Below are 23,893 nucleotides of genomic sequence, written 5' to 3' on the forward strand. Positions count from 1 at the left end.
AACTTCAGTTTCCGAAGAAGTTGGATTAGGTGACAATGAAACCCTAAAACCACTATTACATTCGTATTTAGTGTTATAATCTATATCATTTATTGAACTGAAATCACCACAAATACTGCCTAATCTAAAGGTCAATAAATCATTTTCAGGATCATCTGAAGTTGTGAAATAGACGATACTTTGCCCTAATTCAGTATTAGTATTAATATTTCCGACAGTCGCTCCCGTTCCAGTCCAATCTACCTCTTGTAGCTTATTAATAATATTTTCATCTTCAATTGTAAGCAAACAAATATAATCTGTATTTGGACACAACTGTTCCTCAACAAATATTCCACCTCCCACAGCATCACCAAATGCATAATTAACACTAACTGGTTGATTCAAAAATGCACCTGATATAATTTCTTTTGTAACCTTAGCTGTACTTCCACAAGCTTCATCAAGTCTTAAATTTGCAATCAAATTGACACTACCACTAAAGCCTTGTTCAACTCTAATTCTAATCAAATCCGAAGACTGTTCAACAACTGTAAAAAATTCATCTTCTCCATTTTCAGATTCGAATGTGAAATCATTAATTAAATCCCAATTATTCAACCTAAATTCAATCTCATCCCCTACACAAACATATTCTGGGCCTGTTAAATTTATATTTTCAGTATCAATATTAACCCCATTACCAACTTCATAATCATAGGGAAATTCTCCTGAACCAATATATTCTATTTCAGTATTGATGAATAAATTTCCTGAATTATTAACAATTTCAGCCCCTTCTTCAAAAATAAATTGACTTCCGCAATCCATTGTTAAGGATGAACCTTCGTTGATTACCAATCTACTTCCTTCATTAAATCTTAAACTTGTGCCTGAAAGCATATATAGTTCACCTGTAAAATCAGCTCCGTCACCAATAATGATTTCCCCACTATCTTCAACCGTAATTTCAGTAGGCCTATAATTACAATTACTAACGCCAGAAGCAGTTACCCTAATGTGAGAATCAACGTTCGGATTCGATATATTAGAAGAAGGAAAAGCTGAGGCAACATCATTATTGATCAGCAAACTTTCACCATTATTAATAAAGCCACTGTATATTCTATTATCGGTAAATTCTGTAAAGTTATAGTATGGCTCACCTGAAAAAGTAAAATTTGTAGTTGACAAATCTAGTGGCGTGAAATCATTATTTCTGATTACTTCTTCTAAGAATAAGGCTTCATTGAAATTAGTAAAAGTGGTATGTCGCTCATTAAAGGTGGGTTCTAGGTTAGCATCTAAAAAATCGGCATCTGGTGCTGCATAATTATCAAACTCCGTCAGATTATTACCTAATATATTAGCATTCCGTACATCCATAAAATAATCTTCATTATTTTCAATATCGATATCCAAGGCACTCACTGTGGGGATATGGCTAAAAACCCCTGGCCCGGCATCCACTATAAATTCTGGAATACCATCTAATCCATAATTAAAACTTCCCCCTGGTGCAAAATCTAATGGCGCTTGATTTCTTGTCTTCACAGTTCTAATATTCAATGGGATCGGAATTAAAAGTAAATTACCAAAAACAGATCCTCTGTAAATCACCTCTATATTGTTTGTAGGATTAGAAGGCTCAACCCTAAACCTTGAGTAGTAATTATTTGACGCTACAATACCTATAATTTTAAAAGAATCTAATAATCTTTGGAATCCACTCATTTCTCGTATATCAGGATTAACACCCTCTCCAATTCTTCTAATAGCTCTTAAAATTCCGTTGATTGCCCCAAAATAATTAAGCCTAAACAAACGATCATTCTGATCAAAAGGCAATCCTTCTCCAATTTGAGAACCATTGGCAATGGCAATATTCCTAGTATTTTGTGGCATACCCAGCTGATGATACTCCTCCATAAAGGCATTATGATGGGTGGCATTTTCTCTTATTTGTTGAATTAAAAGCTGTTTAGTAGCTGGTCTGTCAAATATTTTACTCCCTATATCTTGAGTGAAATTTTCAAAATCAATATCAAATTCATCAGGATCAATGATCCCGCTCCTCATAATCCGCTTTACTTCCTCTACACTTTCCTCTAATTGGGGCATATAACTTATATGATCTACCATATATTGCATGCCTAAAGGAAAATTAGCCCCTCTGTGCGGACTGTCAAAAGATATGTATAACCTTGTATCATGTTCTTCAGACTCCCTGCCATCTAAAGGACGTTCCATTTCAGCTAGTGCATACCTTGCCACTAAACCTCCCATACTTGATCCTAAGACCACATTAGGCTCAACGCTTCCATTATCAGCCTTCATTTCATTAACTATTTTAAGTAAAGTTTGAACCAAATAAGCATTTCGCTGAATGGGTTCAGCTCCATTATCGTAATTAAGGTATATTAAATCATATCCTGCATTTTGGAGGCTATTTCTCATATTAAATCTTAATGAATTAAAAAAACCTTCATAATCAGAATTGCCATTAAAAACATCATATTCAGGGGGGTTGAAACCCTCTATGATAATAAATGGTTTTCTTAATTGATCGTTTCCACATCCATATTCAATGCTTACTGTTCCTCCTGCTGTTTCTCCTTCATAAGACCTTCCAGCATCAATATGAAATTCCTCATCAGCTATACCTACATATCTTTGGCTTGTGCTATTACTGTTTTCGGTCACCTCAATTATAGATTGACTATAGGCAAAACTGCAATCTTCATAAGTTAACCTCACCACAATTTCCTTTTCTCCTATATCTTCATAATCCACCGCTATTACATCATCCCATGTAAGCTCTATAAATCCATTCTCATCATCAAAATCTATTGCTATTGATTCAATATTTTTGCTTTGATGTTGAACATATAATTCACGATCTAAACGAAATTGTTGGTTCCTTCCTTCAAGTTGTAAGCTAAGTGGACTAGCAAATAACCAATTAATCGTCTCTAAATATTCATAGGGTTCCCCAATAGGATTTAAAACTCCATCCTCAAATGACAAAGCATCCGACTCAATAGCAGTGGGTTTTAATCGATTGATTTCCATGTTCAGAATCGCAATAGGTACAACACTATCAGTATCCTTAGAATTCGCTAGCTTCTCAAAAAAATCTTCTTGATTCATTATCGGATACTCATTTTCATTCCCAACCCAAGATTTTTCAAGAGTACTAAAGACTTGGCTAAAATTGAGCAAGTCGACCTTATTGCTATCATTCAAAACCCCATAGCCTTGTTCTTGATCATCGAGGACGCTGATGACTTCAATTTTTTCATCAATATGTCGTAGCCACCTTCTAATCCTTGGTAATTGGGGAGGATAGTTTAATGATATATCCAATAAATATTGTTTTTCGTTGTTATATTGATTGTACCATTCTTCTGTATCAATATCAAAAAAAACACAAGGAAATACATTATCACCAGTTAATCCTCGTACTTCTATCAAACTGTCAATAGTGAAAATATTTAGTATTAAGTCACTATTCCAAACATCGGTTTCATTTTCAGCATTGCGCTTGAACACCCCATAAAGATGTTTCCATTGTTGGTGTTCAGTGGTATCTTTCAAGAATTGTGGAATACCTGTAAAATTGCCAAAATCCATGGCGCTTAAGGAACGGTCAACTAAAAAGCCAGTGGTAATATCAGCATTATCAATGTTTTGAAATATTTCCTCGGCTGCCTCACTTACCGTCCGATTAATGGAATCCACCACTTCAACTTCCTGAGCATAGATTTTAGTTACAAAAATTAGGAATAAAACAATTGGGTAAAGTTTCTTCATTGGTTTGAAATTTGAGTGAAAAGTTTATTGAAATAATTAAGGGAAGTATTAACGATAACGGATATCAAAGCGACCCTCAGTGACCCTAATGGTGTCACATTCGTTTTCGATCGTAAATTCAAATGTTCCTGCCAGAATGAAATCCCGAGGACTATATTCTAAAATTTCGAAATGACCTGCGCTTGAATCAGTTTCAAAAAAACAATCCCCCAAATTTGCTGCGGCTGCACTAAATGGAAAACTATTTATCTCCGAATTCAAATTTTCATCGCAGCAATCTATAAAATATAATTGAATGGTTTCTCTATCAGCATCTCTAAAAGCTTGAAGTTCAAATTCTCCAGAATTTGAAAGTGAAACATTCAATTTAGGATTATTAATACCTCCTTTAGGCAACCAAACCTCCCCATTTACCAAACAACCAAAGGTGTTTTTGCCTTCTGTGGTAATAGGGGGCAATTCTGGTTCAGGTTTAATCAGAGATTCACAAGATGTGAAAAGGAATAGAACTATTAAATGGGAAAGAAAAATTTTCATGGGGTATTGTTTTGGTTTATTTTAAACTAAAATAAAAGTTTAATTTTTATAAAAACAAAATAGGTGAAATTTTCAAATGTACTTTTTGGTACAGTCAGTAACGAAAATATACTTACGTCACCTACTTAAATTAACATACGACTGGTAACGAGGAATTTCAGAAAGATTAGTCGAGTAAGAATTCTTTTGAAGTAGTTTAAATTAAATATAATATCTAACAAAAATGTTATGCTTTTCTATTTATAATAAAAAAGTTTGCCACCTATTTTGCCACCTATATAATAAAAAAGCCCTGAAAATCAGATGATTAACAGGGCTATGTGTACCTTGGGCCGGAGTCGAACCGGCACGGGTGTTACCCCATTGGTGTTTGAGACCAACGCGTCTACCAATTCCGCCACCAAGGCATTTCAAGACAAAACGTTAAAGCATTTCCTTAACGGGATGCAAATATAGCTAATGATTATTAAAATAAAACAGGTGACTCATAAAAAAATAAAAAAAGAATCTCTCATTAAAAATCTTCTAGTCGTTTTCTATCCTACTTACAAGATAATCCTCTCAATATCAACACAATGCATAATTTTACATTTCAAATTCGCTTAACTCAAGCCAACGCATTTCTAATTCCTCTAATTTTTTGTTAATTTCATTTAATTCTTTACCCCAATTAGAAAAATCATCTGTATCCCCTTTTCCTTTTGCTAAATTAACTTCCAATTCTTCCTTTTGCTTATTTAATAATGGAATCTCCTTGTCGATTAATTCTAATTCCCTTTTCTCCTTATAACTTAACTTTTGCTTATCCTCTACCTTTGGCTTCTCTTTGTTGATTGTTTCTGTTGGTTTTGTACTTTTTACTTTGGGCTTCTGATCTTTTATAGCTCGATAATTCGTGTAATTACCATTAAAGATTTTAATCTGATTATCTCCTTCAAAAAGAAACAATTGATCAGTTAGGTTATCCATAAAATATCTATCATGCGATACTATAATTAAACAACCTTGAAATCTGTTGAGAAAGTCCTCTAATATTGAGAGTGTCTGTAAATCCAAGTCATTGGTAGGTTCATCCAAAATCAGGAAGTTTGGATTCTTGATAAGCACTAATAGCAATTGCAATCTTCTTTTCTCCCCTCCACTCAGCTTATGAACAAAATCATGTTGTTGCTTTGGTGGAAATAGGAATTTGTTCAAAAACTGTGATGCTGATATTTCGCTTCCATCTGGTAGGGAAAAGTGTTCTGCGATTTCCAGGACAACCTCAATAACCTTCTTACTATTATCAAACTGTATTTCTTGTTGTTTGTAGTAACCGAACTCTGTATTGACTCCAAGATCTAAATCACCTGAGTCAGCTTTTAGTTTTCCAGTTAAGATGTTTAAGAATGTACTTTTTCCTGTTCCGTTTTGCCCAACAATTCCAATTCTATCTCCCTTTTTAAAAGTGTAACTAAAATTTTTAAAAAGTTGCTTCTCCTCGAAACCCTTAGATACTGCTTTCAATTCCAGAATCTTTCCTCCCATCCTCTTCTGAGACACTTCCAATTCCACTTGATCTCTCTTTAAATTCTTTGAAGCTTTATCTTTAAGACCTTCAAATGCATCTACCCTATATTTGGCTTTAGTGCCGCGAGCTTTTGGCATTCTTCGCATCCATTCTTGCTCTTTTTTCATAAGGTTTTTTGCCTTATCTACTTCTATCTGCTCAATGGATTCTCTTTCCTCCTTTTTAAGTAAAAACTCTTCATAATTACCTTTATACTTAAATATTTGCTGACGATCTATTTCTAAAATCCCATTGCAAACTCTGTCTAAGAAATAACGGTCGTGCGTAACCATTAATAGAGTCATATTTTGTGTTGCCAAATAACTTTCCAGCCATTCAATTATACTTATATCCAAGTGGTTGGTTGGTTCATCAAGTATTAAAAAATCAGGCTTTACAATTAATTGAGCAGCCAAAGCAACCCTCTTCTTTTGTCCTCCTGACATATTCTCCACGGACTGCGTAATACTATCAATCCCTAATTGCCCTAAAATCTGTTGAACCTGACTCTCATAATCCCATAGTTGATGAGCTTCCATTTTTTCCATCAGATCCTGAAAGCGAGCCTGCTCTTTACTATTCATTTCAGGATTTGCTGCTAATTTCTCATACTCCTTGATGATATTCAGAGATTCATGATCAGAACTAAATATGGCTTGCATAGCATTTTGTCCGGCTTCAAATTGAGGATTTTGAGATAAAAACCCCACTTTTGTATCATTACGAAAGCTTAAATTTCCTTCATCAGGCGTTTCTTCACCCATCAAAATTTTAAGCAATGTTGACTTTCCAGAGCCATTAATTCCTACTAAAGCTACTTTTTCTCCTTGCGCTAATCCAAAAGAAATATTTTCAAACAAGACTCTTTCTCCGAAGCTTTTGGTAATATTTTCTACTGACAGATAATTCATAGAGCAAAATTAGATCATATATTTAAATTAGTAATACATTAATAAAAGTATTTCTATTAGTCTATTTCTGCAATCAAGAAATCAATTTGAACCTAGAAAACAACTTTTCTGATTTTCACTGTTTAAATTATAAATTAATAATTGGCACATTCTGAATTATTCTTTTAATTGCATAGCTCAAAACCAATCCTATGAAAGTTTTTATCAATGATGTTCCGTTATATATAATCCCTATGGAAAGGGAAATAGATAGAGAGCATTATGACCTTATTATTGATGCTGAAAAAGAGAAGATTCGATTCGATAATCTAATTGATGATGTACTTATTAGAAAAGGTAGCCTGGCCGATATATTAGATTTCTATCGATTTCTATCAGCGGATAAAAACAAAAAACTTGACTCTTTGGCATGCAAAGTTTACGATTATGCAAATGTTATAAAAGGTTTTAAGAAAGAGTTTAAAATTGTTGAAGCTGCAGGTGGAATCGTAACCAAAAAAGATAAATACCTATTTATTTATCGACTGAAGAAATGGGATTTACCAAAAGGAAAACTTGAAAAAAAGGAGAAGGTGGAAACAGCTGCCGTTAGGGAAGTGGAAGAAGAATGTAATGTGCAGGTTGAGTTAGGCCCTAAAGTTTGTAAAACATGGCACACATATACTAGGAATGGAAAAAACCACCTCAAAAAAACCAGCTGGTTTCATATGACCCTCAAAGAGGATAAGAAAATGAAGCCACAAAAGGAAGAAGGGATTGAAAAGGTTATTTGGGTCAATAAAGTGGAATTGAGAACTGTACTTTTGACTACTTATCGTTCTATTCGGTATGTAATGAAAAAATTTCACGAATACCAGGAAGGCCTAATCACTGTAAAGAAAACGAAAGCCTAACTGATTTTTCGGGTAATACTCCATTTGCGTTTTCTTTCATTTGCAAGTTCATCATCCAAGGCTTCAAAACGGGAAGCATGGCTAACAAATTCAGGTAGAATACTTTTTATCTGCATTATCATGCCCAATTCGTTCTCATCTGACATTAGATCATTAAGCTTCTGGAGTTCTTTGATAATGTCTTTATGCCCCATCCTTTCTGTTTTGGCAATTAAGATTTTCTCATGATGCGTTGGTAAGGTTGTTTCATTGTCGCTTAATAACTCTTCAAACAATTTCTCTCCTTCACGAAGACCTGTAAAAATTATTTTGATATCATCATCGACCTCATAGCCTGATAACTGAATCATCTTCTTGGCCAAATCAATTATTTTAATGGACCTACCCATATCAAAAACAAAAATTTCACCTCCAAAACCCATAATACCAGCTTCAATAACAAGCTGACAGGCTTCCGGAATAGTCATGAAATATCGAGTAACATCTGGATGAGTAACGGTTATTGGTCCACCCTTTTCTATTTGTTTTTTGAATAGCGGAATAACAGAACCATTTGATCCTAATACATTTCCAAAACGAGTGGTGATAAATTGCGTACTATTTTTAACTTCTTCAGATTTGGAATCATTTAAAGATTGTACATATACCTCTGCTAATCTTTTGGTTGCACCCATCACATTGGTAGGGTTCACCGCTTTGTCAGTAGAGACCATTACGAATTTTTCTACCTTGAATTTAACAGAAAAGTCTGCTAATGATTTTGTTCCAAACACATTGGTCGATACTGCTTCAAATGGATGCATTTCCATTAAAGGGACATGTTTATAGGCTGCCGCGTGATAAACTACATTCGGTTTATATTTTTCAAATATTACTTCAAGCCTTCTATTATTGGTAACATCCATTATAACTGGGATAATGTCTACATTACCACCAACATTTAGATTAGTCAACTCGATATCAATAGCATATAGAAAAGATTCGGCTTGATCCAATAAAATAAGCTTTTTTGGCTTTACTTTAAGGATTTGTTTCGCAATTTCCGAACCAATTGAGCCAGCAGCACCAGTAATCAGAACAGTTTTGCCTGCAATATTCTCCGTCACCTTAGGATTTTGCAATTTTATAGATTCTCTGCCTAATAGATCTTCAATACGAATCTCTTTGATTTGATTCATGCTCAATTCTCCATTCACCCATTTATCAGGGGCTGGAACTGTTCTTACTTTTACATGAGCCTTTAAACAATAATCTACTAACTCATTTTTTCGGTCAACAGAAAGATTTGCGATCGCTATTACAATTTCATGGATATGGTACCTATTTAAAATATCGTCTAAATTATATTCCGCATCGTAGATTGGCGCACCATTCAATATTTTCCCCACTTTTTTAAGATCATCATCTATAAAGCCTACGACTCGCATTCTTGCATTAGGATCTGCATCTATCACATGCTTTGTTATTATGCCATATTGCCCTGCACCAAAAATCATTACATTTTTTCTGTGACGGACAGCATCTCTATAATATGCAAATAGATTTTTCACCAAAACCCTATAGGAAAACAAAATTACAACAGATAGGATAAAGCTTATAATCAAGACCGAAGCAGGAATGATAACGCTTCCTTGGTACCACAAATTGAGGTAACTAACTATAGCTATTAATAAGGTACCAATAAAGGTAGTATAGGAAATACGAAGACCATCTTCTATAGAAGTATAACGAATAATCCCTGCATAGCTTTGTGTAATTAAAATTGAAATTAAATGACAGATCAGAAATAAGACTAAACCTTCAGTGAATTTGAAGGCCAGCATATCAGAAATACTAAAATTAAATCTCAATAAATAGGCAAAAACGATTGCAGACATCAACAATACCAAGTCGATTAGTAAAATAATCCACCTTGGTAAAAAACTGATATCATTAATCTTTTTGATCATAACAACACAAATATAATCTATTTGATATTTTTTTATAATAATTTAAGCTTTTATTTACAAAAGACCTTTATTTTTTCGATAATCAAGTCTTTTTGTTCATTTGTCAAGGACGAACTAGAGGGAAGACAAAGTCCTTTTTGAAATAGCTTTTCAGAAACTCCTGACAGATAAGCTTTACTATTTTTAAAGATAGGCTGTAAGTGCATTGGCTTCCATAAGGGTCTGGTTTCAATATTATATTTTTCTAGATCTTGCCTCAATTCTTCAGGCTCCTTGTTCGATACTCGACTGAATAACACACAAGTTAACCATCTATTACTAAATGCAGAATCATTCTCATATAAAAAATCAAAGCCAAGTGATTTTAGCTCTTTCTCATAAAAATCATGATTGGAACGTCTATTTTCAATCCATTGATTTAAAACTTTCATTTGACCTCTACCTATACCAGCAGCTATATTACTCATTCTGTAATTATAGCCAATCTCAGAATGTTGATAATGCGGTGCTGCATCTCTTGCCTGCGTAGCTAAAAACCTTGCTTTATCTATCCAATCCTTATTCTCAGAAACCAAGGCACCTCCACCAGAAGTAGTTATGATTTTATTCCCGTTAAAAGAATAAACCCCGAAATCACCAAAAGTACCAAGTGGTTTTCCGTCTAATTTTGAACCTAAAGCCTCGGCTGCATCTTCTATAAGCGGGATTTCGTACTTTTCAGATATAGCTTTTACTTCTTGAATTTTACCGGGCATTCCATACAAATGGACAAAAATTATTGCCTTTGGTTTCTTCCCTTTGGCTATATACTCTTTTATCGATTTTTCTAGAAGTTCGGGATCCATGTTCCAAGTCTCTTCTTCACTATCGATTAAAACCGGCTCAGCCAATTGATAAACAATAGGATTGATTGTAGCAGAAAAGGTGAAACTAGAAGCCAAAACAACATCGTCTTTTTTTACTCCCAGAATTATAAGCGCAAGATGAATTGCAGCCGTTCCAGAGCTTAAAGCTGCCGCATAAGGAATGCTATTATATTTTTGAATATCTTCTTCAAAACCGTTGACATTGGGCCCCAAGGGAGCGATCCAATTTTCATCAAAGGCATGTTGTATATATTTAATTTCTTCACCTCCCATATGAGGAGCTGATAAAAATATTCTTTCGCTCATTGCTTTATATATCTCCTAATTGTGGTCTTAATACTATTTCTTCAACAACTGTTCTATCGGATAAGGAAAATGCTGACCAAACTGATTCAGCTACATCTTCCGCCTTCATAAACCTCTCATGCGGTAAATCTACTCCTTCCCAACTTGCTGTGAAAGTCGCTCCAGGCAATACAGCTGTAACTTTCACTCCTTCTTCTTTCAATTCCTCTCTTAAACACTTGGTAAAACCTTGCATTGCATATTTTGTAATGCTGTAGGAACCTCCACTTGCATAAGCAGTAATTCCTGCAATACTACTCATTGAGAAAATATGGCCACTTTTATGTGGTATAATTACGGGTAATAATGCTCTAGTTAGATGATAAGCTGAAAACAAGTTTGTATTCATCATCATTTCCAGATTTCCCTCGGGTTCATTTATAATGCTTCCTGGTATGAAAACTCCAGTATTATTAACCAAAACATCCACTTTTGAGGTAGTTTTCAAAACGAAATCAGCAAACTCTTTCACGTCATCCTTTAGGGATAAATCAGCCTGCATAACAAAAACCTCTACTTTATGCCGACTTTCCACTTCCTCTTTCAACACACTTAAATCTGCCTCTTTCCGAGAACATGTAATTATGTTAAACCCATTCTCTGCAAATTTTAGAATTAATGCTCTACCAATGCCTTTTGTACCACCAGTTACTACGATATATTTACTCATACTATAATTTCTATTATTGTCGTTAAAAATACGAAATTAAGGATTATTAAGTTTGTTCTTCAAACTTCAAGGCAATAGTAGCGTAATGTTTATGAATTAATTTTCATATGGAACTGAAATTTTTGAGTACTTTACAGCTTTTATCTATTGCAAAGAAAATTTTCATGCTAACTTTAAATTTGAAGAACAAGAAGAGAATAACGTTACTAAGTTACAATAAATATTAAACAACTTAAATTACTAATTCGAGATCAATTATTGACGATCACCTATAAGTAAAATTTGTCGCAAATTTCCCTTAAAGGACAATGTCAAATATGGGTTAAGCTTTTGCCAATAAAATAATGAAAAAAGAATGAAATCAATAGGTGCCTATTTTATATTTATTGGGAGCATGTTTGTAAGGAGAGAGACTTTTTCATCCTATTTCAAACTCACGATTAATGAGTGTATTTCCATAGGCTGGAACTCCATTATAATAGTAGCTATAACATCGACTTTTATGGGCGCAGTTACTACGGTGCAGACAGCTTACAATTTAGTTAGTCCACTAATCCAAAACTATGTTGTAGCGCAGGTTACCAGAGAAATGGTGGTTTTAGAACTTGCTCCAACTATTACCGCCATTGTAATTGCTGGAAAAGTAGGATCAAGTATTGCTAGTGGGCTCGGCACCATGAGGATTACAGAGCAAATTGACGCCTTGGAAGTGATGGGTATCAATTCATCTTCTTATTTGGTGTTGCCGAAGATAGTGGCCGCCATGATAATGTACCCACTTTTAGTGGTAATTGCAGGATTCTTATCCTTATATGGAGGCTACATAGCAGGCACAATGACTGGTATTTTGACCGAGACCGAATATGTTTATGGTATTAGAATAGATTTTAATCCATACACTGTAAAATTCGCGCTTATTAAGTCTATAGTTTTTGCCTTTTTAATTTCTTCAATCTCTGCTTTTCAGGGATTTTATACCACTGGCGGTGCATTAGAAGTTGGACAATCAAGTACTAGTGCTGTAACTAAAAGTTGTATTGCAGTGCTGTTAGCTGATTATGTTTTAGCTGAATTGTTATTAAACTAAGCCATGATTGAAATCAAAAATATATCGAAGTCGTTTAACGGAACACAAGTTTTAGATGATATTTCTGGAACCTTTGAGAGAGGTATCACCAATCTAATCATTGGTGCAAGTGGAACAGGTAAAAGTGTATTATTAAAATGTATTGTTGGTTTAATTATTCCAGAGCAAGGAGAAGTACTTTATGATAATAGAGCCTTTCTTAAAGCTGATAAGGAAGAAAAATCACAAATGAGAAGAGAAATTGGCATGCTTTTCCAGGGCGGTGCATTATTTGACTCAAAAAATATTGAAGAGAATGTAATGTTTCCACTTGAGCTACTGACGGATATGAAAAAAGATGAAAAGCTTGATCGTGTTAATAATGTATTGAATAGAGTAGGGCTTGATAACATCAATAAGAAAATGCCCTCAGAAATCAGTGGTGGGCAAAAAAAGCGCGTAGGCATTGCTAGAGCCATTGTAAATGATATAAATTATTTGTTTTGTGACGAACCAAACTCAGGTCTTGACCCAAGAACATCGCTACTTATTGATGAACTAATTCAAGAAATCACTCATGAATTAAATGTGACCACTATTGTGGTTACTCATGATATGAATTCCGTAATGGGAATAGGAGAACACATCATGTATCTTGCAAAAGGTAAGAAATTATGGGAAGGTAATTCGGACAATATCCTGACTTCAGGTCAAGAAGATCTAGAGGATTTTATATTTGCTAGTAAGTTTATGAAAAAACTTCGCAAATCACTTTAAAACAAAGCTGTTAACTGAACAGTACCATTATGTATGGCTTTTTGGTCTTGACTTTTTCTACCAATGTACTGAAGAATTAAGTTTAAATCCCCTATGATTTTTCTTCTAAATGAGACATTCCAAACATAGTTTTCGCCTGCTCTGAGTCCTTCAAACATTTCATACGCCAAAGCACTTTGATTATCAACTAATTCTGAATTTACACTAACGTAACTAAATTTAGATTCTAAAATACCATTGCTTCCCTGAATAAATTTATTAGCGAGCTCAACCGAATTTACAAATACCTCTCCCCCAATTCCCTCATTAGGACACCATTTATTTTCGTTTTTGTAAGACAAACTCAACCTATGGTTATTTCCGCCCTGCCACATAATTTTTGGGATAACTGCTGAGGAACTGAATTGGTAATCTCTTTCCTCTACCCTATCTGAAAACGAGCTGTTTTGAGAAGTTCTATATAATGTATTAAAATTCCAATCCGGAAAAGCATTCCAAGTACCCGCAAAAGTGAAGTTACTTCTATCTACTCCTTCAAAACCATCTAACAACAATTGTTTCCTACCGGACTGTGACCACACGGCTTCCAAAAATGCATTTCCACCACGGTTGTAAAATAAACTGGATTTCCACATATTTCTAGAGGATAAAACACTTCCATCTTCCTTTGCTTGGAAAGGCGAGATCCTATCTACCCAGTCTTCAAAAGTATTTTTAGTATCCAAATTAGCATTAAAGTTTCCTGAAATTTTACCCAGGTACTGCAGTAGATTTTGAGAATTAGCCCATTCAATAGGCATTTTCCACCGGAGTTGATATTGCAGATTATTAATGTAGGCAGTCTGATATTCATCACCCATCGTTAGCACTTTAACATAATTCCTGTCTCCATAATCTGTTTCATCTTCAAAAAACTCATTAAGCTCTTGCTCCCCATTATCATTCAAATCTGACCAAGAGTGCGTTCCTAACCTTCTAGCCACTTCCATGAAAAAGTAACTTCTCTGCAAAACACGGCCAGTTCCTGTTTGGAAATTTAGGTTCTGAGTGATGTTATTATCCCAAAAAGAAGACTGCCAATGTAGGCATCCTTGAAAAAACTGTTGAGACTGTACAGAATCTAATTTTGATTGGATATTTCTTCTAAGAAAATTAAGAATAAAACTATTTCCCTGTCCATAATTAAATGAAGATTTCAATTGAGTATTTTGGGCATCTTCTGAATTAGTCATTTGCCCTTCGAGGGGGATTTCATCGGAACGTATTTCATGAGATAAATTAAAATTCCATTTCCCTGAATCTTCCTTAGCGATATAGAACTGATGACTATCAAAATGTTGGAAACTTCTGTTTATTTCGTCCATGTTTTTGATTTCATGTTGTTGCGTTCGAAAAGTATAGCCTGGCATTAATTTATATTTGGCATATTTAAAATCAACCAGCGCCTTTTTCCATTCAGTATTCAAATTTCCATTATCACTTTCCATCAAAAACCCATCGACAGTAATGCTGATATCTCCGTTATTTTGAAAGTTTATATTATGCTGAAATCCGCTTCCCAGATTTTCTTTATTTCGTAGCGCCACATCATAGCTTAATGCTTTGTTTTTAGACTCAATGCTTGTTCCTAAATGTATTAAATGCTCTTCTCCGGCTTGGAAACCAGCTGACTCCTCCATTCCCCAGTTTCTATTAAAATCCAGTGCTCGGAAAGGCTGAACTGGTGCAAATGCGGAATCTAGAAATTCATATTTAATGAAATAATTAATGCTGGTCTTTTCCATGAAATGAAGAGATTTTGTGGCAGAGCTAAATCCTATTGCCATGGCATTACCCTTTAACTGAGTATCATCTTTATTAAACCTGTTTGTAACAAATTCAGAACCCGCATATTCAAAGCTTAAATCGGAATCATCCTTCAAATTATAATTCAGTCCGACATTAATAATTCTTTGATTCTGAGGCAAAGCCATTTTCTTTATTGGCTCATAATTACCTTGTGGCACATCATCTATTGGAGCCACCCATTCATAAACTACCCCGTTCTCCGAAGAATTAGCTATTCTATAATGACCTTGGTTCTCCCCGACCATTGTAAAATTTACTTGATAATGAGCTATCTCTGGATTATTGGACAACTTATAAACCCAATAACTCTTTCCATCCACTATTGAATCAACTCTAGTATATCGTGCTTTATCAGCGGAATATCCTAGACTATCTATTGCCGGTATTTCTGCGTAATCTGCATTATTGCCCAAAGTTGAAAGCGCATTGAAATCTGATTGACTTAAATCATCAATCTGATTATCCGGTTTATCAGTCTGTTGGAAATAACCAAAATTTACGTCCAAATTACCAACGGATTGCTCATGCTTTAGTGTGGTTACATTTCTACTATATTGCCTTTCGGAATATTCAAATTCAATTTGGATAATGCTATATTTTGAAATATAGTGTTGGGAGTTAAACGTTATTTCAGCAGCATTATAATCTATTACATAATCATTGTCCAACCCTCTTTGCAACTGCTTTCCATCTAAAAATATTTTCTCAGAGCCAGATAAAATAAAAATAAACGGCTCATTTTGAGGACCCTCGATTCGATACGGACCTAAAACTCCTTCTAAAGGCTCAATATTTTGCACTCCCGTTTTGCTTCTTGCAAATGAGGTCACCAGTTGAGTATTCGATTCTGTCGAGTCAAATGAAAGTTTAGATGATGATACGCCTAAGCCTTGCACTTGTCGATTATATTTTAAAAAATTCAGGTTTGAATTAGATCTAATATTTAAATCCCCTGCTTCCAGCTCCCAGTTTTCATGCTTGAGCTGCACATTTACTCTGTCAAAATCCTGCAAGCGTTGAGTATTCCCCTCGGGCTCGAATGGCATTTGTTGATCTGTCAATCGCGCTTGGAGCATTAATTCATCAGAAATATTTCCCGCAATAGTTAAATCCATAACAGAGTGCATCATAGCAGATTGTTGATCTCCAGCAGAAACGGAGCGCATGAACGCACCTGAAATTTTTATTCCTTCCAAGCCCAGAAATTCTTGAGTAGTTTGATGATTAGAATTATCATGCTGTAATTTTTGTTGAAATTTTGCAGTGCTATCAAAAAGTTGTTCCGGTACAGCCGTATGTACAATTTGCTGATTTTTGAGGATATAATTGAAGCAAACCCTTACGGTGTCATGTTCATTTACTTTATTAATTATAAGTAATCCTTTAGATATCGCATAAGAAACGCTGTCTCCAAACTGATTTTGGATCTGCAATGAACTAGGAACAATCAAAGCCGAATCAGGTACAGAAAGTGCTGAATAAGCCGTTTGAAAACAATAATTTTGGGCACTTACTAATTGTGGGCCTAAAATAAAGCCCATCAATATGATCAAAACAACTTTCTTTGCCCACTTCAAAACTAGTTCTGCCTTTTTAATTCAATATAAAAGGTTGTTCCCACGTTTGGTTCTGATTCAAACCAAATGTCCCCTCCCGCATGTTCGATTCCTCTTTTAGCCACAGCCAACCCAATTCCTGAACCTGTAGATTTGGTTGTAAAGTTAGGCAAAAATACTTTGTTATAATTATCCTCAGGAATCCCCATACCATTATCATGAATAGAAATTCTAACTATTTCATTTTGCAAATCAATCTTTATATTGATCTCAATATATTGTTCCTCTTCACCACTTTGCAAGGCATTCAATATCATATTATTAAAAGTCCGCTCCATTATCTTAAGATCAGCCCATACATAAATATCCTCGCTAGGTAAATCCAAATAAATTTCTACATGCTCTGCTTTGAAGAAATCGACCACTTTTCTTAAGATATCCGTTATGCATATTCTTTCATTCTGCGGAATCGGCATTTTAGCAAAAGAAGAAAATGAAGTAGCAATATCACTTAAATTTTCGATCTGCGATAAAATGCTATCAATCTTAGCCGAAGCATCAGGGAGAGGACTATCTGACTTTTGAATTTTCATTTGCAGATGTTGCAATGAAAGCTTCATAGGGGTCAACGGATTTTTGATTTCATGTGCCACTTGCTGAGCCATTTCTCGCCAAGCAGATTCCTTTTCTGTTTTACTCAAGGCTTGCCTACTTTTCTCAAGTTTTAAAAGCATCTGATTGTATTCCTTAATTAATAAGCCAATTTCATCATCGACTTGCCAATGTATAGGCTTATTATCTGCAGATAAGTTAACCTGAGAAAGTTTTTGTTTAAGAAGGTTCAATGGAGAGGTCAAAATTTTAGTGGCAGTGTAAGCCAAGAAGATAAATACAATAAAAGAAGCTACAAATATATTGAACACATTATTCAGCAAATCGGTAAACAACAAATCATATTCCTTATTGGATTTAAAAAATGGGCTACCCAAGATGGCTAATAACTCACCCGTATTGTAAGACCTAATTCCAACGTAGGCCGATTGGTAATTCAAGTTTCCAATTTGCTCTTCAAGGGTTATCATCTTTTGTCCACTCTGCAGAATAGATGCATATGCTTGCGGATTTACCTTATACGATAACAGGTTCTTTTCAAATACTTGAGGCTGGCTCGTTAAAAAAAGTTGCCCATTTAAATCGTAAAGATTTATATCGGCATTTATGATTTTTGTAATAGTAGAGATATCATTATTTAGATTAGCTTTATCTAGTAATCCACTTTCATAATTCATCAATAAAGGAACCAATTGATTAGCTACTCTGGTGGTATTTTCCTCATATTTAGAGACTATATCATCTAAAAAAGTTGCATTTACAAATCCGAGTGTAGAAACACTTACAGAAAGCAATGGTATTAGAAAAGCTAAAGAAAAATATAATTGAATTTTTGCGCTAAGGCCAATACTCCTAGTTTTCCAGTAAATCTTAATAAACTGAATAGCGGAAAATGCAAATATTAAGACGAAAGATAGAACAAAGAAAAATGAAATATTAGAAAAAAACCGGTACCAAAAATTACTGGTTTTACTAAAAATCAACTTTTCCCCATTGTTTATGATAACATTAAATTTAAGATTACGGTCATGTTGAATTTTAAGTAAACTGGCATCTTCGGAGACATCATCCTCTACGACATTGGGAAAATTTAAATCCCCTACACTATAAGATAAGGTATCGTTTTTATAAAGTGCATAATCGTAAGGAATATCCAAAAAGGTAGGGATATTTCGATTTTTCACCAATAGTTCAGGGAATACATTATCAGGTCTGATCTTTTTTGGTTTTAATTCTAAAACGATCTTAGCAAAAACAAAATCATAGTGTTTTACTTCAAAGACATATATATAATTTCTTTGAAGTTGGTTTTCCTCATTATTTCCCACCAGATACAATTTCAGCTCTCCACGTTTGTTCCTGGCATTCATCTGCTGGATTGGATAAGAGGAGGACATTGGTAAGCTCCCATTTGGATAAATCGAATTACCTTCCGCATCAAAAATCTTTATAGACTTTTCATATTTTTCGAAATAATCATTCAAATAATACCTTTCAATTTTATCAGCAATGGTTTTGTATGGTGTTAAGGGAAGTAAAAACTGTCTTTTTATATATTCATCATTCCTGAGGCTTTCTTCCAGCTGATTGATCATGTATTCAGCTAAGACATCATTGCCATTTAATATCTTATCTGCCAGTATGTTTCTTTGGTTGGCTTCATTTTGTTTTTCGAGAAATTGAACTGAGATAGCGCTAATTATTGAAATCGCAATAATCAATAAAAATATATAGATGAAGCTCAAAAAGTTAATATTCTCGAGGACTGCCCCCAATTTCGAAAAGAAAATCACTGAATTGAAAAGCATCACAGTAAGACCAATCCAGAAGATTGGATAACCAAATTTGATTGCAAATATCTGAAAAGCACCAAAACAAGCCAACTGGACGCTTAAGAAATATACAGGGCTTAACTTTTCTTGAGTATTGAAGAAGTGAGCTACTTTAAATACCTCAAACACCAAAAACCCAAATAGCAAGACTACTGCAAAAGATAAGATTTGAAATATGCTAAACTCAATTGAAGCAGTACTGTCTATACCCCAATTGGAATGAATATAGATCAAATGAATGAAATAGAAGATCCCTAAGGTCGTGAGATATGATAAGAAATTTATCCCCCATCCTGATAATTGACTACTACGGAATTTCCGAAGTAAATAAGTCTTGATCTTCCTGATGGAAAAAAAACCTACAATAAAAAAAAGTACACAATTAATCAGTAAATTTCCTACTGAAGGATTGAAATCGGAAGAAGCGAAAAATTTCGGGTCAAAAAGTCTTAAATCTTTGGCATGAAAAGGCATATCAAAAAGCTCCATCAGTACCCATAAAACAGAAATTCCTGCGATAAAGGTAGAAATTTTAAGAACTGTATTCTTCCGGGAGGAACAATAACTCCATAAGGAGAATATGGACAGAGATATAAAAAGAAACTCTAAAAAGAGGATAAGATAATGTAACTCCTGATGATAAAATTCAAATTCATTTGTCAAGGAGATAAAGAAAATGGGATCTCCGTTTAAATCACTAATTTCATACGCATCCTCATTTTTATTTTGATAAAGATTAATACCGGATGGGGGTAATATTTTACTATTATATCCTGATTGGACATATTCATTATTCACATCATAATATTCAAATAAAGGAATAACTGAAATTATATGAACATCTCCACTTTTAGACTTTAATGAATATTCCAAATACTGACCAGATTGCTTATTTACAAAATGCCAACCTTCTTTTCGATACTTCTTTGATTCAGGGGCATAATGTTCATCGGACCAATATACCAGTGATATATTCTTGAAAATATAAAACGGATAAGTCGTCTTAATTTCGTTTAAAGACTTAAAGTCTAAGGATCTATTTTGTGAGAAATATGCATTCCACTGATCTTTATCTTTCTCTACTTTGAGCAGCTCTTCTAAAACCCTTGTTTGCGTTTCAGAAATAAATCCCTCTCTATCTGATTCCTTTGAATGATAGTAACTGCGTAAGCTAAAAATCAAGAGGGCCAGTGTTATTAAAAAAATATAAACTAAATACTTCTTCACAATTGATTGGGATGAATTAAAGCATCAATATAGCAATAATCGTACTGGACTTTAAAGAATTGAAATGAAATAAAGCTGCGATAAGGGACAAAGCGTCACATAGATTTATTCATGAGTTGAGCTTTCTTGAGAGAAGCTCTTTAATATTAATCTTCTTGCTGTGCTTTTTACTGTTTCTATACCATAAAATCCCGATTACCATAGCCACTAAATACGGGGCAGCAAAAAGGTATAAGATTCCAAAATTTAGTGAACTAGCTATTCCAATTTCACCATTATTAACATTGTTCTCTACTGTTGCCCTACACATTGCACACTGTGCAGAAACATTGGAAAGGCCAACAAACAGAAAAGAAAATATAAAGAAGAAAAGCTTTCTCATCATAAATTATTTACTTATAAAACTGCATCAAACGGATAAGAGTTCTCATTAATTAAGATAATATTGACTTACCATACCATAAACGATCACTCCAGTTATAGAAACATACAGCCATATTGGGAAGGTCCACTTCACTATCTTCTTATGCTTTTCGATCTTATCCGTCAATGCATAGTAAAAGGCAAATAGGACAAAGGGAACAACGATTGCTGCTAGCAGAATATGAGAAAGTAATATGACAACATAAAAACCTCTCCAAAACATCAATTTTCCCGTCTTTTCCGCTTCCTCTAAAACACCATTCCCATTTACATCTCCGTATACTGTAGAATCTGCTGTAGAATGATAAATCACGTAGCTAACTAAAAACAAACTGCCCAAAGTAAAAGCGATAGACATCATACTCTTATGAGCCCTAATATTCTTTTGCTTTATGAAATACAAACCTAATAGCAATACGATGGTAGTTAAAGTATTAAAAGTGGCATTTAAATGTGGTAACATATAAACCCAATCACCTGCTCCTTGTATTTTCTCCGGTGTAAATATTAAGATTGCAACTACCACTGGAATTGCAATTGACAATATCCAAATTAAGCTAGTATATGATTTTTGATTAGTATTAACTGATTCCATTTATTTCTTACTTAATAAAACTCTAATTTCTAATATCAATCTGTCCACCTCTTTTGTTTCATACCCATTGTAATAGCCTCTTATCCGGTTCTGCTCATCTAAAAGCACTAAAGTCTCGTCCGCTGCAATAATATCCTCAGAAGGATGTTCTCCATCCCATTCTTTCGTTGGAAAGGCGTACAGACAATTAATAAGGCTATTTCGTTTATTTTCGTGATAAAGATATGTCTTCGATTTTTTCGAGGGCAAAAATCCAGTATTGCCTAACTGATCTACTTTTCCTGAATCAATGGATTGTAAACTTAAAATACTAATAGACACTTCATCGAAAGTATTCAACACCCTGTTTAACTCATTCTTCAGGGTCTGGATTTCTGGATCTTGAGTATTTGGAAAGTGAATTACTTTAAAATCCGCATCGTAAATCTCTGATAACTTTACAATTTCCTTCTGATTCAAGTTCATGAACTCTACATTATCCCTTGTCAGATTAACATCATTACAATACCTTTTTTCTTGATCCTCAAAAAAGATGGGCAAGTTAAATTCATTTTGACCATAGGATCTCAAAAACAAATATAAAATCACAGGAAAACTAAGGGTAACTAGTAGTATAAGAATTTTTGACTTCTTCATAAACAAAAAAATCAGGCTGATCTACATCAACCTGATTCATTTAAATTTTCAAATCAATTAATTTAATTTCTAATATTAAAGATCGCACTACCTTCAACCATTAGTGCTACAACTAGCCATAAAATTAAAATGGTTGGGATCATGATTGACCAAATCAAAGCTTTTTGTTCGTGCTTAAGGTGCATAAACTCAGCTACAATATAAAATGCTTTTACAACTGTTAAACCTAAGAAAATAGATACTAGAATTATACCTCTAGGTAAAGTAAATGCGAAAATAAACTCAATTATGGTTACTATTGCTAGTATTGCTGCTACCTTCCAGATTTTCTTGGTCTTTTCTTTATCTTCAGGAATAACCTGAACGTTATTAGTTTCTTCGTGTGACATATCTTATATGAATTCTTTTAATTAATATCTCTAATTTCTACTTTCCTAACTTGCTCTAGTTAAATTAAGTAGAAAAGTGTAAATACAAATACCCAAACCAAATCAACAAAGTGCCAATAAAGCCCAGTTTTTTCAACCATTTCGTAATGTCCCCTTTTTTCATAGGTGCCTACCACTGCATTAAAGAAAATAATGAAATTTATTACTACTCCACTGAATACATGGAAACCATGGAATCCTGTAATGAAGAAGAATAATGATGCAAATAATGGGGGACCATATTGATTTTCTGTAAGATTAGCACCAAATATGGTTTCTCCCATGGCGTTTACTGTGCCTTCTGCCGTGCCATGGATAAAGTGACTCCACTCCCAAGCCTGACATGCCAAGAAAGTTAATCCACCGATAATGGTCCAAAGCATCCATTTGATAACGCCCTTTCTATCCATTCTATGGCCAGCTTCAACAGCCAATACCATGGTAACACTACTTAAAATCAAAATGAAGGTCATGATACCAACGAATATCAAAGGAGCATGTACCCCATGAAGAAAAGGAACAGCCTCAAATACCATCTCAGGAATTGGCCAATACTCTGTACTGAAAGTAAATTCAGATACAGTACCTTCATAAGCAGGGTGTGCATAACGGATGAGACCGTAGGTTATCAATAAAGCAGAAAATGAGAATGCATCCGAAAGAAGGAAGAACCACATCATCAGTTTTCCATAACTAGCATTCATAGGGGCTACTCCACCTCCCCATTGGTTTTTTGTAGTAGTATCAATTGTTGCAGTAGTTGCCATAAATTTATCTGTTCAAAAAAGGATTAATGATTTAACAACAAAAATATATATAAATATACCCAAAGTCCATCTAAAAAGTGCCAATATGTAGTACACATTTCCATTTTTACCATATTTTTAGAATGAACCTTATATTTAAAAGCCGAAAATAACATAATTAAAATAAAAATCAGCCCTGAAATCAAATGAAATGCATGCAAACCTGAAATTACATACAAAAATGAGCCAGAAGGATTACCTACAAAGTAAACATCTCTGTCGACAAGGGCTCCCCATGCTTCGTACTGACCTACAAAAAAGGCAATTGACAAGCCAGCTGTTAAAATCATAAAAAGCTTCAAGTTCTTGAAATTATCTCTTTTAGCTGAAATATAGGCCAAATGCATTGTAATACTACTAGCTACCAGAATAATCGTATTGTACAAAAAGACGGCAGGTAAGTCAAAAATTAACCAATTTCCTTCCGACTGCCGTACAATATAAGCACTAGTTAGTGCAGCAAATATCATGACTACAGTTACTATAAACAACCATAATGCAAACTTCAGTGGATGCATAGAGAGTATTTTAATACTCGGTTGTAATTGTTGTTCTTTATTTATAGAAGTTTCCAT

The 23,893-nt window shown here is 34.2% G+C and carries 17 protein-coding genes and 1 tRNA gene (1 of these 18 cut by a window edge); 3 read left to right on the forward strand and 15 right to left on the reverse strand.

The window, feature by feature from the left end:
* The 4 genes from Q3Y49_RS00035 to abc-f form a co-directional block, all read right to left on the reverse strand.
* On the reverse strand, positions 1 to 3,792 hold the 5' portion of the coding sequence (locus tag Q3Y49_RS00035) for a T9SS type A sorting domain-containing protein (protein WP_303270165.1). It extends 192 nt beyond the left edge of the window; the window shows 3,792 of its 3,984 coding nt (coding positions 1–3,792); its start codon is at positions 3,790 to 3,792; its stop codon lies beyond the left edge, outside the window.
* A gap of 48 nt (positions 3,793 to 3,840) precedes the next feature.
* Positions 3,841 to 4,329, reverse strand: coding sequence for a Riean_0653 family protein (locus Q3Y49_RS00040; protein WP_303270166.1), 489 nt, complete (start codon positions 4,327 to 4,329; stop codon positions 3,841 to 3,843).
* Between the two features lie 323 nt (positions 4,330 to 4,652).
* Positions 4,653 to 4,736, reverse strand: a tRNA-Leu gene (locus Q3Y49_RS00045).
* 178 nt (positions 4,737 to 4,914) lie between these two features.
* Entirely contained in the window at positions 4,915 to 6,789 is a 1,875-nt protein-coding gene (gene abc-f, locus Q3Y49_RS00050) for a ribosomal protection-like ABC-F family protein (protein ID WP_303270167.1), read from the reverse strand.
* A 191-nt stretch (positions 6,790 to 6,980) separates the two neighbouring features.
* On the opposite strand from abc-f, the gene Q3Y49_RS00055 reads away from it, so the two are divergent.
* A complete protein-coding gene (locus tag Q3Y49_RS00055) occupies positions 6,981 to 7,682 on the forward strand; it encodes an NUDIX hydrolase (RefSeq protein ID WP_303270168.1) in 702 nt (233 codons plus the stop codon).
* Here Q3Y49_RS00055 and Q3Y49_RS00060 read toward each other — a convergent pair.
* The 3 genes from Q3Y49_RS00060 to Q3Y49_RS00070 are packed head-to-tail and all read right to left on the reverse strand — an operon-like array spanning position 7,679 to position 11,512.
* Positions 7,679 to 9,631, reverse strand: coding sequence for a polysaccharide biosynthesis protein (locus tag Q3Y49_RS00060; RefSeq protein WP_303270169.1), 1,953 nt, complete (start codon positions 9,629 to 9,631; stop codon positions 7,679 to 7,681). The two genes, Q3Y49_RS00055 and Q3Y49_RS00060, sit on opposite strands and share 4 nt — an antisense overlap.
* A 50-nt stretch (positions 9,632 to 9,681) precedes the next feature.
* A complete protein-coding gene (locus tag Q3Y49_RS00065) occupies positions 9,682 to 10,803 on the reverse strand; it encodes a DegT/DnrJ/EryC1/StrS family aminotransferase (protein ID WP_303270170.1) in 1,122 nt (373 codons plus the stop codon).
* A gap of 4 nt (positions 10,804 to 10,807) precedes the next feature.
* Positions 10,808 to 11,512 (reverse strand): SDR family oxidoreductase, encoded by a 705-nt coding sequence (locus Q3Y49_RS00070; RefSeq protein ID WP_303270171.1) that lies wholly within the window; start codon positions 11,510 to 11,512, stop codon positions 10,808 to 10,810.
* Positions 11,513 to 11,867: 355 nt separating this feature from the next.
* Here Q3Y49_RS00070 and Q3Y49_RS00075 point away from each other — a divergent pair, with 355 nt between their 5' ends.
* Together Q3Y49_RS00075 and Q3Y49_RS00080 are read left to right on the forward strand one after the other, a co-directional pair.
* A complete protein-coding gene (locus tag Q3Y49_RS00075; RefSeq protein ID WP_303270172.1) occupies positions 11,868 to 12,599 on the forward strand; it encodes an MlaE family ABC transporter permease in 732 nt (243 codons plus the stop codon).
* 3 nt (positions 12,600 to 12,602) lie between these two features.
* Complete coding sequence (locus tag Q3Y49_RS00080; protein WP_303270173.1) at positions 12,603 to 13,355, forward strand: ABC transporter ATP-binding protein; 753 nt, start codon at positions 12,603 to 12,605, stop codon at positions 13,353 to 13,355.
* Here Q3Y49_RS00080 and Q3Y49_RS00085 read toward each other — a convergent pair.
* The 8 genes from Q3Y49_RS00085 to Q3Y49_RS00120 form a co-directional block, all read right to left on the reverse strand.
* Positions 13,352 to 16,780, reverse strand: a complete 3,429-nt coding sequence (locus tag Q3Y49_RS00085; protein WP_303270174.1) for a DUF8818 domain-containing protein — start codon at positions 16,778 to 16,780, stop codon at positions 13,352 to 13,354. The genes Q3Y49_RS00080 and Q3Y49_RS00085 overlap by 4 nt on opposite strands.
* 2 nt (positions 16,781 to 16,782) lie before the next feature.
* On the reverse strand, positions 16,783 to 20,385 hold the full coding sequence (locus tag Q3Y49_RS00090) for a sensor histidine kinase (protein ID WP_303270175.1): 3,603 nt from the start codon (positions 20,383 to 20,385) through the stop codon (positions 16,783 to 16,785).
* A gap of 154 nt (positions 20,386 to 20,539) precedes the next feature.
* Positions 20,540 to 20,812 carry a hypothetical protein gene (locus Q3Y49_RS00095; protein WP_303272078.1) on the reverse strand — a complete coding sequence of 91 codons (273 nt, stop codon included), beginning with the start codon at positions 20,810 to 20,812 and terminating at the stop codon, positions 20,540 to 20,542.
* Positions 20,813 to 20,860: 48 nt separating this feature from the next.
* Positions 20,861 to 21,448 (reverse strand): DUF420 domain-containing protein, encoded by a 588-nt coding sequence (locus Q3Y49_RS00100; protein ID WP_303270176.1) that lies wholly within the window; start codon positions 21,446 to 21,448, stop codon positions 20,861 to 20,863.
* On the reverse strand, positions 21,449 to 22,084 hold the full coding sequence (locus Q3Y49_RS00105; protein WP_303270177.1) for a hypothetical protein: 636 nt from the start codon (positions 22,082 to 22,084) through the stop codon (positions 21,449 to 21,451). It abuts the gene before it with no gap.
* A 62-nt stretch (positions 22,085 to 22,146) separates the two neighbouring features.
* Complete coding sequence (locus Q3Y49_RS00110) at positions 22,147 to 22,473, reverse strand: cytochrome C oxidase subunit IV family protein (RefSeq protein WP_303270178.1); 327 nt, start codon at positions 22,471 to 22,473, stop codon at positions 22,147 to 22,149.
* A 59-nt stretch (positions 22,474 to 22,532) separates the two neighbouring features.
* A complete protein-coding gene (locus Q3Y49_RS00115; protein ID WP_303270179.1) occupies positions 22,533 to 23,279 on the reverse strand; it encodes a cytochrome c oxidase subunit 3 in 747 nt (248 codons plus the stop codon).
* A gap of 23 nt (positions 23,280 to 23,302) precedes the next feature.
* Positions 23,303 to 23,893, reverse strand: a complete 591-nt coding sequence (locus Q3Y49_RS00120) for a cytochrome c oxidase subunit 3 (RefSeq protein WP_303270180.1) — start codon at positions 23,891 to 23,893, stop codon at positions 23,303 to 23,305.

Source organism: Marivirga harenae, assembly GCF_030534335.1.
GTDB lineage: Bacteria > Bacteroidota > Bacteroidia > Cytophagales > Cyclobacteriaceae > Marivirga > Marivirga harenae.

Excerpts from the sequence above, each read along its gene's own strand:
- Q3Y49_RS00080 (WP_303270173.1), top strand. The coding sequence starts at position 12,603 with ATGATTGAAATCAAAAATATATCGAAGTCGTTTAACGGAACACAAGTT.
- Q3Y49_RS00075 (WP_303270172.1), top strand. The coding sequence starts at position 11,868 with ATGAAATCAATAGGTGCCTATTTTATATTTATTGGGAGCATGTTTGTA.
- Q3Y49_RS00095 (WP_303272078.1), bottom strand. The coding sequence starts at position 20,812 with ATGAGAAAGCTTTTCTTCTTTATATTTTCTTTTCTGTTTGTTGGCCTT.
- Q3Y49_RS00105 (WP_303270177.1), bottom strand. The coding sequence starts at position 22,084 with ATGAAGAAGTCAAAAATTCTTATACTACTAGTTACCCTTAGTTTTCCT.
- Q3Y49_RS00070 (WP_303270171.1), bottom strand. The coding sequence starts at position 11,512 with ATGAGTAAATATATCGTAGTAACTGGTGGTACAAAAGGCATTGGTAGA.
- Q3Y49_RS00060 (WP_303270169.1), bottom strand. The coding sequence starts at position 9,631 with ATGATCAAAAAGATTAATGATATCAGTTTTTTACCAAGGTGGATTATT.
- Q3Y49_RS00115 (WP_303270179.1), bottom strand. The coding sequence starts at position 23,279 with ATGGCAACTACTGCAACAATTGATACTACTACAAAAAACCAATGGGGA.
- Q3Y49_RS00110 (WP_303270178.1), bottom strand. The coding sequence starts at position 22,473 with ATGTCACACGAAGAAACTAATAACGTTCAGGTTATTCCTGAAGATAAA.
- Q3Y49_RS00100 (WP_303270176.1), bottom strand. The coding sequence starts at position 21,448 with ATGGAATCAGTTAATACTAATCAAAAATCATATACTAGCTTAATTTGG.
- Q3Y49_RS00040 (WP_303270166.1), bottom strand. The coding sequence starts at position 4,329 with ATGAAAATTTTTCTTTCCCATTTAATAGTTCTATTCCTTTTCACATCT.
- abc-f (WP_303270167.1), bottom strand. The coding sequence starts at position 6,789 with ATGAATTATCTGTCAGTAGAAAATATTACCAAAAGCTTCGGAGAAAGA.
- Q3Y49_RS00120 (WP_303270180.1), bottom strand. The coding sequence starts at position 23,893 with ATGGAAACTTCTATAAATAAAGAACAACAATTACAACCGAGTATTAAA.
- Q3Y49_RS00055 (WP_303270168.1), top strand. The coding sequence starts at position 6,981 with ATGAAAGTTTTTATCAATGATGTTCCGTTATATATAATCCCTATGGAA.
- Q3Y49_RS00065 (WP_303270170.1), bottom strand. The coding sequence starts at position 10,803 with ATGAGCGAAAGAATATTTTTATCAGCTCCTCATATGGGAGGTGAAGAA.